General features: G+C 64.1%; 11 protein-coding genes. 8 read left to right on the plus strand and 3 right to left on the minus strand.

The window, feature by feature from the left end:
* Positions 1-167 precede the first annotated feature (167 nt).
* From AC5ZFO_RS19965 to AC5ZFO_RS19990, 6 genes are all read left to right on the plus strand, one after another.
* Complete coding sequence (locus AC5ZFO_RS19965; protein WP_496122413.1) at positions 168-584, plus strand: hypothetical protein; 417 nt, start codon at positions 168-170, stop codon at positions 582-584.
* 3 nt (positions 585-587) lie between these two features.
* On the plus strand, positions 588-1,286 hold the full coding sequence (locus AC5ZFO_RS19970; protein WP_496122414.1) for a metallophosphoesterase family protein: 699 nt from the start codon (positions 588-590) through the stop codon (positions 1,284-1,286).
* Positions 1,287-1,486: 200 nt separating this feature from the next.
* Entirely contained in the window at positions 1,487-2,383 is an 897-nt protein-coding gene (locus AC5ZFO_RS19975) for an SMP-30/gluconolactonase/LRE family protein (protein ID WP_282522840.1), read from the plus strand.
* Positions 2,384-2,402: 19 nt separating this feature from the next.
* Positions 2,403-3,242, plus strand: coding sequence for an aldo/keto reductase (locus AC5ZFO_RS19980; protein WP_282522797.1), 840 nt, complete (start codon positions 2,403-2,405; stop codon positions 3,240-3,242).
* A gap of 188 nt (positions 3,243-3,430) precedes the next feature.
* Entirely contained in the window at positions 3,431-4,372 is a 942-nt protein-coding gene (locus tag AC5ZFO_RS19985; protein ID WP_282522841.1) for a DMT family transporter, read from the plus strand.
* 60 nt (positions 4,373-4,432) lie between these two features.
* The gene (locus AC5ZFO_RS19990) at positions 4,433-5,512 is read left to right on the plus strand and encodes a zinc-binding dehydrogenase (RefSeq protein WP_496122415.1); all 1,080 of its coding nucleotides are present in this window, start codon (positions 4,433-4,435) and stop codon (positions 5,510-5,512) included.
* Here the strand turns inward: AC5ZFO_RS19990 and AC5ZFO_RS19995 are convergent.
* The 3 genes from AC5ZFO_RS19995 to AC5ZFO_RS20005 form a co-directional block, all read right to left on the minus strand.
* Positions 5,490-6,914, minus strand: coding sequence for a TAXI family TRAP transporter solute-binding subunit (locus AC5ZFO_RS19995; RefSeq protein ID WP_282522799.1), 1,425 nt, complete (start codon positions 6,912-6,914; stop codon positions 5,490-5,492). The genes AC5ZFO_RS19990 and AC5ZFO_RS19995 overlap by 23 nt on opposite strands.
* 51 nt (positions 6,915-6,965) lie before the next feature.
* On the minus strand, positions 6,966-7,886 hold the full coding sequence (gene ppk2, locus AC5ZFO_RS20000) for a polyphosphate kinase 2 (protein WP_282522800.1): 921 nt from the start codon (positions 7,884-7,886) through the stop codon (positions 6,966-6,968).
* Positions 7,887-7,982: 96 nt separating this feature from the next.
* Positions 7,983-8,444 (minus strand): Lrp/AsnC family transcriptional regulator, encoded by a 462-nt coding sequence (locus tag AC5ZFO_RS20005; protein WP_014497003.1) that lies wholly within the window; start codon positions 8,442-8,444, stop codon positions 7,983-7,985.
* A gap of 136 nt (positions 8,445-8,580) precedes the next feature.
* Between AC5ZFO_RS20005 and AC5ZFO_RS20010 the strand changes: the two genes are divergently transcribed.
* Positions 8,581-10,944, plus strand: a complete 2,364-nt coding sequence (locus tag AC5ZFO_RS20010) for a thiamine pyrophosphate-binding protein (RefSeq protein WP_282522801.1) — start codon at positions 8,581-8,583, stop codon at positions 10,942-10,944.
* Positions 10,945-11,148: 204 nt separating this feature from the next.
* Positions 11,149-12,579 carry an aldehyde dehydrogenase family protein gene (locus tag AC5ZFO_RS20015; protein ID WP_282522802.1) on the plus strand — a complete coding sequence of 477 codons (1,431 nt, stop codon included), beginning with the start codon at positions 11,149-11,151 and terminating at the stop codon, positions 12,577-12,579.
* Positions 12,580-12,773: the final 194 nt, after the last annotated feature.

A 12,773-nucleotide genomic window follows, 5' to 3' on the forward strand; every position in this document is an offset into this window, starting at 1 on the left:
CGAGAACCCGGATTACGCTTCGCTCCATCCGGGCTACGAGCTCTCTTGTCATTGTGGTTTCATCCATGGGTTGTGTTACATTCTGACGCACCCGCACGGGCTCGCCGCCTGCTCTCTTTTCTTGCAACTTGATAAGATGCGGCTCAACTTGAGAGCGATTTTCACGAATGAATTTAAGATGGGCCCGAATTGCCGGGCGAGACATCGAGCTATTGGAGATGATGATGCTTCGACAGATTGCGGATGCTCTCTCGAACCACTCGCGTCGCTGTATTCGGGCGCTTCCGGTCGGCGCGTTGCTCCTGTCGATGCTCACCGCTGCGGGTGTCACAGTCTGCCGGGCCGAGAGTCCGAGTGGAGAGCCGATTGGAATCCTGTTGGCCGCAGGCGATATCACCGGTTGCCACCAGACCGGAAACAAACATGCGGAGGTGGCGGCGCAGATCCAGAAAGAGATCGACGCCGCCAACCAGGTTCCGGTTGGCATTCTGGCTCTGGGCGATCTGGCCTATGCGAATTATAGAAACCAGAAGCCGCAGCCGGGGACGTATGGGCCTTGCTTCGACAAATTCGCCGCGACATAGGGCGTGCACAAGGATCGCATCTTTCCCGTACCCGGCAACCATGACTATTCCGACGATATTACACCCAACAAGAAGCTTACGCCGGCAAAGCACTATCGGGACTATTTCGGACAGCGCATCGCCGAATTGAAGAGTGCGACGGGCATTTCATCTGGACCGCAAGACAAGAGGCTCAGCTTCGCCACGCGCTTTCCCGACAAGGAGGGGTGGCTGCTTGCCGGGTTGAATTTCTACGGCAGCGACGTCGATTCGAAGACATGGCTTAAGGAGCAACTCTCGGCATCGACGGCACGATGCGTTTTGGTTTTTACGCATCCTTTCTTCATCAGTTCAGGCGAGCACGGGCAGGGCGAAGCCTACACGCCGATAGCGAAGCTGATGCCCATCCTCTATGCGCAAGGCGCTACCGTCCTGGTATCCGGTCACGACCATCACTTGGAGCAGTTTCCGAAGGTCGATGGTGCCGGGAAGCGGGATGAGGCGAAAGGCGTGCGGCCGTTTGTGGTCGGCACCGGCGGTGCGACGCTGTACTCAACATACATCAAGCATCCACTGAGCGAGCGCTTTGCCAACAAGAGCAGGGGCTTTCTGAAGCTCACCCTTTATCGCGACGGTTACAAATGGTCGTTCGTCGCTGTTGACGGACCGTCGGTCGAGCTGCCTGTCGGCGAAGAGAGCTGCAATCGCAAGTCACCGGCCTGATCCCACGGGTTGCTCATTGGAGCGGCTTGGGCGGAGCTGCGCGCATTGCAGTCACGAATTCATTTGAAGTACATCTGCAAAAGTGCGTGGGGCGGTCGCGCAGCCTTGACGTCGGTGCCAATCGACGGCCGCCGCGTTGTGCCTTATGCTGACGCCCACTCCGTCCATCTCACGCAAAGTCAACAATCACAACAATCATGATGTACCTGGAAACGCCGCCGCGCTTGATCGAAACCAAGATCTTCTCCGCCATGCCCGACCAATTCCGCCGCAAGGGCGTGCGGACCGATTGGGCCGAGGCCAACCGGCCGGGTGTGCCGACCGATAGTTTCATCGAAGGGCCGTCGTTCGACAAAGACGGCAACCTCTATATCGTCGACATTCCCTTCGGCCGCATCTTCCGCATCGCGCCTGATGGCGCGTGGTCGCTCGTGATCGAGTACGACGGTTGGCCGAACGGATTGAAGATTGCCACCGACGGCCGCATCCTCGTGGCCGACTATATGCACGGCATCATGGAGCTCGACGCCGGGGCAGGGCGCATCAGGCCCATCCTGACCGCGCGCAATTCAGAATCGTTCCGTGGCTGCAACGATCTGCATCTCGCCTCCAACGGAGACATCTTGTTCACCGATCAGGGCCAGACCGGCCTGCACGACGCAAGCGGTCGTGTCTATCGCCTGACGCCGAGCGGCCGGCTCGATTGCCTGCTCGACACCGGCATCAGCCCGAACGGCCTGGTGCTCGACCCCAGCGAAACCGTGCTGTTCGTCGCCATGACGCGCGACAACGCGGTGTGGCGGTTGCCGTTCATGAAGGACGGCAGCGTGTCGAAGGTCGGCCGCTTCTGCTCGCTGTTCGGCACCAGCGGACCTGATGGCATGACCATGGACGCGGCCGGTCGCCTGTTCGTCGGCCACGCCTCGCTCGGCCACGTCTTCGTGTTCGCACCGAACGGGGAGTTGATCGCGCAGATCAAGTCGTGCGCGGGTCCGAGCTGCACCAATGTCGCCATCGGTGGCGTCAAGAAAGATCGGCTCTATATCACGGAGTCCGGGACCGGCAGCGTGCTGGTCGCGGATATCAGTGGCCTATAGAGCATCTGAAGGAACGAACATGAACACGAAACCCTTCGGCAAGACCGGCGCCAACGTCTCTGTCATCGGGCAGGGCACCTGGTATCTCGACCACGGCGACCGCAAGCGCGCGGTCGCGGCGCTTCAGCGCGGGCTCGATCTCGGCATGACCCACATCGACACCGCCGAGATGTACGGCGATGCCGAGCTCGTTATCGCGGATGCAATCGCAGGCCGCCGCGATGAAGTGTTCCTGGTTTCAAAGGTGCTGCCGAGCAACGCCTCGCGCGGCGGCACCATCACGGCCTGTGAGCGCTCTCTGAAGCGGCTGAAGACCGATCGTCTCGACTGCTATCTGCTGCACTGGCGCGGTTCCTATCCGCTCGAAGACACGGTCGCCGCATTCGAGGAGTTGGTGAAGGCCGGCAAGATCAAATCCTGGGGCGTCTCCAATTTCGACGCCGACGATCTCGACGAGATTCTCGACGTCTCCGGCGAAGGCCGCATCGCCTGCAATCAGGTGCTCTATCATCTGAAGGAGCGCGCGATCGAGCATGCGGTGATCCCGTGGTGCGAGAAACATGGCGTCGCTGTCGTCGCATACTCTCCGTTCGGCCACGACGATTTTCCCGCAAGCAACAGCAAGGGAGGTGCGGTGCTGGCACGCATCGCGGAGGCGCGTCGTGTGACACCGCGTCAGGTCGCGCTGAGCTTCCTCACCCGTGCGACTACGGTGTTCGCGATCCCGAAGGCCTCGTCCGCGGAACATGCCGGCGAGAATGCGGCGGCGGGCGATCTCGTGCTGACGAAAGAAGAGATTTCGGCGCTCGATGCGGCGTTTCCGCGCGGTCCGAAGCCGCGCAGCCTGCCCATGCTGTAGTGCACAAGCGCCTATTATTAATGGAGTATTGACGCGCGGGGTCGTCAGCGCATATCGGCATCCTGTTTTCGGAAGTTGTGAAAGCAGCGCATTTGTCGTTTTTTACGATCGTTCCCGAATCGTCGTTTTCCCAGGTTCCAGCCGTGACACCGCCGCCCGCCGTAGCCGCAAGGCTCGACAGTATTCCCATGCCCGTGCCGGAGAAGAAGCAGGAGGCTCGCCGCGCGCCTGCGCGCGTCGATCATCCCTTCAAGGGCATCGCGCTGGTGCTGCTGTCGACGGTGTTCCTCGGCTGCTCCGACGTCACCGCAAAATACCTGTCGACGAGCCTGCCGTCGATCGAGATCACCTGGATCCGCTTCGTCACGTTCGCGCTGATGTTCACGCCGGTGATGCTGCCGGGCTCGCCGCTGCATGCGATGCGCACCGATCGCCTCGGCCTGCAGCTGATGCGCGGCATCGCGCTGCTCGGCTCCTCGCTGTTCTTCATCACCGGTCTCCGTTTCCTCCCCATCGCGGAAGCCTCGGCCACCGGCTTCGTCTCGCCGCTGTTCGTCACCGCGCTGTCGATCATCTTCCTGAGCGAGAAGGTCGGCATGCGCCGCTGGATCGCGACCGCGATCGGTCTCATCGGCGTGATGATCATCCTGCGTCCGGGCTCCAATGCGTTTCACGCCGCCGCGTTCTTCCCGATCATCTCGGCATTCTGCTGGGCCGCTGCGCTGATCCTGACGCGCATGATGAGCGGGCGCGAAGCCGTCCTCACCACCATGGCCTATTCGGCGCTCACGGGCGTCGCGATCCTCAGCCTGATGGTGCCGTTCGTCTGGGTGACGCCGAGCTGGACCGCGATCGGGCTCGGCATCGTGATCGGCGTCGCGTCCACCGTGGGCCAGTGGATCATCGTGCTGGCCTATCGCTACGGCGATGCCTCGGTGCTGGCACCGTTCTCCTACACGCAGTTGCTGTGGGTCAGCATTCTGGGCTTCTTCCTGTTCGGCGAACTGCCTGACGTCTGGACCGTCACTGGTGCTGCCTTCATCGTCGCCAGCGGTCTCTACATCGCCCATCGCGAGCGCATCCGCCGCGCCCAGCTGCTGGTGTTGGAAGAGCGTTCCCCGAACCCCTGACGCAAGTTCGCGCGTCGCGCTTCGTGCTATCAACGGCGCCAACAACACGGGAGGAGCCGGATGCGCGCTGCGATTTTCAGGAACGGTGAGATTGTCGTCGACCGAATGGCCGAACCGAAGCCGGGCCCCGGCCAGGTGCTGGTCAGGACGCTCGCCTGCGGCATCTGTGGCTCCGACCTGCACGCGCGCCAGCACGCGCCCCGCATGGTGGAGATGGCAAGGAAGACCGGGCGCACACCGATGGACCTGTCGCGCGACGTCGTGTTCGGCCACGAGTTCTGCTGCGAGATCGTCGATTGCGGCCCCGGCACCGAACGCAAGCTCAAGCCGGGGACGCATGTCTGCTCGCTGCCCGCGCTGGTGACGGCGGAGGGCATCAAGGGGATCGGCTATTCCAACGATCTTGTCGGCGGCTATGCGGAGCAGATGATTTTGAGCGAGCCGCTGTTGCTCGAAGTGCGGAACGGTCTCGCGCCGGAACATGCGGCGCTGACCGAGCCGCTCGCCGTCGGCGTCCATGCCGTGGCGAAAGCCAATATCCGGGGCGGCGAGGTGCCGCTCGTGATCGGTTGCGGCCCGGTCGGCCTCGCGGTGATCGCCGCGCTGAGGATCAAGGGCCTGCATCCGATCGTCGCGGCCGACTATTCGCCGGCGCGGCGTGCGCTGGCCGCAAAGCTGGGGGCCGATATCGTCGTCGATCCCAAGGTGACGCAGCCCTACGCGACCTGGGCCGAGCACGCGCAGATGTCGGAGGCCGAGAAGGCCGTTCGGCCGCCGTTGCAGGCCATGCTGCCGGCACTGAAGCCCGCAATCATCTTCGAATGCGTCGGCGTGCCCGGCCTGTTGCAGCAGGTGTTCGAGGGCGCCCCGCGTGCTGCGCGCATCGTGGTGGTCGGTGTCTGCATGGAGACCGACAAGAGCGAACCCATGCTCGGCATCATGAAGGAGCTCAACGTCCAATATGTGCTCGGCTACACGCCCGAGGAGTTCGCGGCATCACTGCGCCTGATCGCGGAAGGGCAGGTGGATGCGGCCGCGATGGTCACCGCCGAGGTCGGCCTTGACGGCGTCGCAAAGGCGTTCGCTGATCTCGCCAATCCTGAGGCGCACACCAAGATCATCGTGCAGCCGTGGAAATAGGGAACGGCTGAAGCACGCCGCCATCGGGTTTCGCGGCGACGTCGGCATCGCTCATCTGGGCGATCACGGCACGGCGATCGACGATCGCCTGGTGGAATTGCGCCAGCACGAGACCGAAGGCGGTGAGGTCGCCGTCTTCGATGGCGCCGTCCTCGTGACAGGCCAGCGTCTCGCGCAGGATGTCGTCGGCTGCGCTCTGCATTGCCGCGAGATCGTCGAGCGACGTCGCCTCGCGCGCGCTGGAGATCGCGTTGAGCAGGCGGTCGCGATGCAGCGCGTTCTCGCTGCGCTCCTCGCGCCGCAGATAATGCCGCAGCCATGCGGCGACCGAGCCGAGGCCGGAGAGCAGCAGCACCACGCCCCAGATGTAGTCGCTGTATTTGTCCATGAAGGTGCGTTCGTTGCCGTCGATAAAGGCGGCGGCTCCCGGATGCGCCGGCAGCGCGGCGTCCTTGTCGGTGTCAGGCTTCTGAATGTGACTGGCGCCGGGCAAGTCCTTCACGAGCGACTGACGGACCGTAAACAGCTCGCGGGTGAAGGTAGCGACCGTGTCCTCGGACAATGAAGCGGGCGCGACGATCAGATGATTGACGGCGATGGTGTCGATCTTGTCGTCCGGCCGCTGCGGCGTCGTGGAAAATGCGCTCGCGGGAATTTCCTCGGATTCGTAGAGCGGATGCCGCTCGGCGATGGCGTCGGAGACGTCGACGGACAGGAACTTGGGCTCGCCACGCAGGCGCGCGGTGGTGGCGATCGTGGTTGCGATCGCCTTGTCGTCGAGTGCGCCCACCATCATGAAGGCGTCGAGCGTCGAGTCCTGGGTCATCTCGGAGATGCGGTCGATACTGAACTGTGCGATCGTGACCTTCTGCGGGTTGACGCCTGACTCGGCGAGGATGACACGGAGCAGATTGAGATTGGCATCGCCAAGGCCGACGACACCGATGCGGCGCCCCGTGAGGGAGGCGATCTCCATGATCTTCCTGGCGGCGCCCTTGCGCGCCGCTGGCGCCCACAACACCACGAAATTTCGCCGCAGGATCGCCACCGAATTGGTGTCGGCCGGCATGGCGAGGTCGCCGCGAGCCACCGCAAGGTCGGCCTTGCCGGCGCCGAGCAGATTGAGGCTTTGTAGCGTGCCGTCGGTCCCGATCGGTACGAGCCGCACCGCGCCACCCCTGGCGTCGAACGCCTTCGCCACCGCCGCAATCAGCGCCTGGTCGTCACTGCCGGCCGGCCCGACCGCGATGCGCAGCGTCGCCGGCTGCCAGACGCAATAGGCGAGGGCCAGAGCGACCGTGAGCACCGAGAGCACGCTTGCGAGCGCGAGCCACGGGCCAAAGCGATTGCGGCGGCGAGACGACGTGTCTCTCCTCACGCTCAGATCGCTCGGCACGGGCATCTCGCTTTCCTCATCGGCAAGCTCGCCCGACGGCAGGCGCGGCGGGTGCCGTCAGTATTTCGAAGGCACGTACATCTCCGGCGGAATCGGGCCGCGGTGATAGTCGGGGTTGCGCACGCGCGGCGGCAGCACTACGGGCACGCGCGCGACCTCCTGGTACGGCATCTGGCTGAGGAGATGCGCGATGCAATTGAGGCGGGCGCGCTTCTTGTCGACGGCGTCGACGATCCACCACGGCGAGTCCGGCAGATGCGTGTGCTCCAGCATCGTCTCCTTGGCCTTGGTGTACGCCTCCCAGCGGCTGCGCGCCTCGACGTCCATCGGGCTCAGCTTCCACTGCTTCAGCGGATCCCTGATACGCATGCTGAAGCGGAACTGCTGCTCGTCGTCGGTGATGGAGAACCAGTATTTGACGAGATTGATGCCGGAACGGATCAGCATCCGCTCGAACTCCGGCACCGTCTTGAAAAACTCCTGGTATTGCTCGTCGGTGCAGAAGCCCATCACGCGCTCGACGCCGGCACGGTTGTACCAGCTGCGGTCGAACAGCACCATTTCGCCGCCGGCCGGCAAATGCGCCACGTAGCGTTGGAAATACCATTGCGTGCGCTCGCGCTCGCTCGGGGCGGGGAGCGCCGCGACACGGCAGATGCGGGGATTGAGGCGCTGGGTGATGCGCTTGATGACGCCGCCCTTGCCGGCGGAGTCGCGGCCCTCGAACAGCACGACGACCTTCTTCTTCTCGCTCTGCACCCAGTCCTGGAGCTTGACCAGCTCGCCCTGGAGGCGGAGCAATTCCCGGAAATACAGCCTGCGGTCCACCGTCGGGCGGAGCGCGTCCGTCTCGTCCAGCAGCTCGTCGAGCCTGCTGTCATCGAGCTCCATCTCCAGCTCTTCGTCGAGATCGTCGGTCATTTCCCGGATGATGCGCTCGCGTTTGGCCATTTCAGGGGTGCGATCGGATGCGGTCATGGGTCCTTCTTTCGGCAGGGTGCCTGTCGCCCGTGACCATCGGCGGGGTTTATTGCGTCCATGTGACACCGGTTCCGAAATTGCCCGGCGGGGCCGTCAGACCGGCAGGGCGATCGAATATTTGACCTGGCTGAGCGCGAAGCTCGATTCGATCGAGGCAATGCCGTCGAGCCGGGTCAGCTTGGTCTTCAGGAAGGTCTCGTAGGAGGCGAGGTCGGCCGCGACGACGCGCAGGAGATAGTCGCGGTTGCCGGTCATCAGGTAGCACTCCAGCACCTCGTCCCATTTCGAGATCGCGCGCGCAAATCGGTTGAGATCCTCTTCCTTCTGCCGCGCCAGCTTGATCGAGATGAAGACGCTGACGTGCAGCCCCAGCGCCTTCTGGTCGACGGTCGCAATGTAGCGGCTGATGACCCCGCGCTCCTCCAGCAGCTTGACCCGGCGATGGCAGGGCGACACCGAGAGCCCGACCTTGTCGGCCAGTTCCTGCATGGTCAGCCGGCTGTCGTTCTGGAGCAAAGCGAGGATTTTCCGGTCGATGGCGTCGAGGTCGGGCATTGGAATGAAACCTGTCTGATGTGGTGTTTCATTGGTAAAGTATCCCAATATTTTGGAGGTATGGCGCGAAAAATTGAGAAGTTTGGCGCCGCCCGCAGGCGTATCATCGTGGAACCTGTTTCCGGGAGCCATTGTCATGCCCGTTGATACCGCCCGTCTGGACACATTGACTGCATTGGCCCGCAAGGCGCTGTGGCTGTCGTCATGGACCATCCACCACGCCAACCACATCCGCGCCAATGCGGACGGGCTCAAGGTCGGGGGACACCAGGCCTCGTCCGCCTCGCTCGCGACGATCATGTCGGCGCTGTATTTCAGCGTGCTGCGCCCTGAGGATCGCGTCGCGGTGAAGCCGCATGCGAGCCCGGTGTTCCACGCCATCCAGTACCTGTTCGGCCGGCAGACGCGCGAGAAGCTGGAGAACTTTCGCGGGTTCAAGGGCGCGCAGTCCTATCCCTCGCGCACCAAGGATGTCGACGACGTCGATTTCTCCACCGGTTCCGTCGGCCTCGGCGTCGCGCAGACGTTGTTTGCCTCGCTGGTGCAGGACTATGTCAAGGCGCATGGCTGGATGAAGGACCGCCGCGAAGGGCGGATGATTGCCCTGGTCGGCGATGCCGAGATGGATGAGGGCAACATTTTCGAAGCGCTCGCCGAAGGCTGGAAGCACGGCCTGCGCAACACCTGGTGGGTGGTCGACTACAACCGCCAGTCGCTCGACGCCGTCGTGCGCGAAGGGCTCTGGGAAAAGTTCGAGACCATGTTCCGCAATTTCGGCTGGGACGTGGTGATCGTGAAATACGGCCGCCTGATGCGTGAAGCCTTTGCCGAGCCCGGCGGCGAGGCGCTTAAAGCTTGGATCGACAATTGCCCGAACGCGCTCTACGCGGCGCTATGCTTCCAGGGCGGTGCCGCCTTCCGCAAGCATCTGCACGACGAGATCGGCGACCAGGGCCCGATCACCAAGCTGATCGACAAGCGCAGCGACGAGGAACTGCTGGCGCTGATGTCGAACCTCGGCGGCCACGACATGGCGAGCATGCTGGAGGCGTTCGAGTCGATCGATCACGATCGCCCGGTCTGCTTCATCGCCTACACCATCAAGGGCGTCGGCCTGCCCTTCCAGGGCCACAAGGACAACCACGCCGGCCTGATGACGGTCACGCAGATGGAGAAATATCGCGAGAGCCAGAACATCCGTCCGGGCCACGAATGGGACAAGTACGAGGGCCTCGCGCAGGACGCCGCCGAGCTCGACGCCTTCCTCGCGCGCGTGCCGTTCAACCAGGACGGCCGCCGGCTGACCGCGCCTGTTATCGAGGTGCCCCAGCAGCTCGCGTTCAAGCCGTCGCCGCAGATGTCGACCCAGCAGGGCTTTGGCCTCGTGCTGAACGAGATCGCGCGCGACGACAGCGAGCTGGCCAGACGCATCGTCACGACCTCGCCCGACGTCACGGTCTCGACCAATCTCGGTCCGTGGGTGAACCGGCGCGGCCTGTTCGCGCGCGGCGAGAGGGCGGACTTATTCCGCAGCGAGAAAATTCCCTCCACGTTCAATTGGGACTTCTCTCCCAAGGGCCAGCATCTCGAGCTCGGCATCGCCGAGATGAACCTGTTCATCATGCTCTCAGCGCTCGGCCTGTCGCACCAGATCAATGGCGAGCGGCTGTTGCCGGTCGGCACGCTCTACGATCCCTTCATCGAGCGCGGCCTCGATGCGCTGAACTATGCCTGCTACCAGGATGCGCGCTTCATGGTGGCGGCGACGCCGTCAGGCATCACGCTCGCGCCTGAAGGCGGCGCGCACCAGTCGATCGCGACGCCGTTGATCGGCATGGCGCAGGACGGGCTCGCCTCGTTCGAGCCGGCCTTCGTCGACGAGCTCGCCGTGATCATGGCTTGGGGCTTCAATCACATGCAGCGCGATCCGGGCGAGGGCGGCTCGGTCTATTTGCGGCTCTCGACGCGCAGCATCGAGCAGGCGCAGCGGATCATGACGCCGGAGCTTGCGCAGGGCATCACCGACGGCGCCTATTGGCTGCGCAAGCCGGGGCCCAATGCCGAACTCGTGATCGCCTATACCGGCGCGGTCGCGCCCGAAGCGATCGAGGCGACCGGCTTCATCGGCGAGAGCCGCCGCGACATCGGCCTGCTCGCGATCACCTCGGCGGATCGTCTGCATGCAGGTTGGACCGCGGCGCGGAAATTGCGGCGTGATCGGCGGGGTGTGCAGCATCTCAGCCACATCGAAAAGCTGCTCGCACCGCTGCCGCGCGACTGCGGCATCGTGACCGTGATCGACGGCCATCCCTCCGCGCTCGGCTGGCTCGGCAGCGTCCGCGGTCATCGCGTCGAGGCGCTCGGCGTCGAGCAGTTCGGCCAGACCGGCACCATCGCGGACCTCTACCGCCATTACGGCATTGATGCGAATGCGATCATCGATGCGGCGGAAAGCCTCACCACCGGCGCGCCGGTGCTGCACCGGAAGATGGCGGTGTAGCTGAAGTAACCCGGCCGTCATTCCACGGGATAATGCGCGCCCCGGAATGACGGCGGGGCCACCTTGCCTCGTTCCCGCCATCGGCTCATATATCCTCCGTCCGCCGCAACGCTGGCCCCGCATATGGCGGGTTCAATTGCCGGCGCTTTCGTGCAAGGATGCCTGCCGAAACGCCCCCTCCAAGCCCCCAAGAAGAGGTTAACGATGGTCAATCGCATGCAATTCTACATCGACGGCGCCTGGGTCGATCCCGCCGTCAAGAAGTCCACCGCCGTGGTCAATCCCGCGACGGAAGAGGCGATGTACGAGGTTGCGCTGGGCTCCAAGGCTGACGTCGACAAGGCCGTCACTGCTGCCAAGCGCGCCTTTGCAACCTTCTCCCAGACCAGCCGCGAGGAGCGCGTCGCGCTGCTCACGAAAGTCATCGAGATCTACAAGGGCCGCCTCAAGGAGATCGGCGCCGCCGTCTCCGACGAGATGGGCGCGCCGCTGCCGATGGCGGAGAAGCTCCAGGCCGGCGCCGGCCTCGGCCACCTCATGACCACGCTCGACGTGCTCAAGAACTACCATTTCGAGGAACCGGTCGGCACCGCCATGGTGCTGCGTGAGCCGATCGGCGTGGTCGGCATGATCACGCCCTGGAACTGGCCGCTGAACCAGATCGCCTGCAAGGTCGCGCCCGCGCTCGCCGCCGGCTGCACCATGATCCTGAAGCCGTCGGAGTTCACCCCGACCTCGGCTTTGATCTTCGCGGAAATCCTCCACGAAGCCGGCGTGCCGAAGGGCGTGTTCAACCTCGTCAACGGCCTCGGCCCCGAGGTCGGGGCCGCCATGAGCGAGCACCCCGACATCGACATGATCTCGTTCACCGGCTCGACCCGCGCCGGCATCGACGTGGCCAAGCGCGCCGCGCCGACCGTGAAGCGCGTCAGCCAGGAGCTCGGCGGCAAGTCGCCGAACGTGATCCTCGAAGGTGCCGACCTGCAGAAGGCGGTGACCGGCGGCGTGATGCACATGTTCAACAATTCCGGCCAGTCCTGCAACGCGCCCTCGCGCATGATCGTGCCGCTGTCGAAGATGAAGGACGTCGCCGCGATCGCGAAGGCTGTCGCCGACAAGACCAAGGCGGGCGATCCGCGCGCCGACGGCACCACGATCGGCCCCGTGGTCAACCGCGGCCAGTGGGACAAGATCCAGGGGTTGATCAAGAAGGGCATCGACGAGGGCGCAACGCTCGTCGCCGGCGGCCCGGGCCTGCCCGAGGGCGTCAACAAGGGCTTCTACGTCCGTCCGACCATCTTCGCCGACGTCACCCCCGACATGACGATCGCCCGTGAAGAAATCTTCGGACCGGTGCTGACCATCATCGGCGCCAAGGACGAGTCTGAGGCCGTGCAGATCGCCAACGACACGCCGTATGGCCTTGCTGGTTACGTTACGGGTGCTTCGGTCGAGGACGCCAAGCGCGTCGGCCGGCAGATCCGCGCCGGCAACGTCAACCTCCAGGGCGTGCCCAACGACCGCACCGCGCCGTTCGGCGGCTACAAGCAGTCGGGCAACGGCCGCGAGTGGGGCAAGTACGGCCTCGAGGACTTCCTCGAAGTGAAGGCGGTCGCCGGCTTCAACGCGGCGTAAGTTTTTCGCCTGAACGAACAACGCGCCGGAGCGGGAGACCGCTCCGGCGTTTTTTTGTAGCCCGCATGGAGCGAAGCGTAATGCGGGACCGGTCCCCGGATTGCGCTTCGCTCCATCCGGGCTACACGGCTCCTTCGTAGGGTGGGCGAAGGAGCGAAGCGACGTGCCCACCATTGCGCGACGAACGAGGAGTG

The sequence above is a fragment of the Bradyrhizobium sp. Unk1 genome (assembly GCF_059512345.1).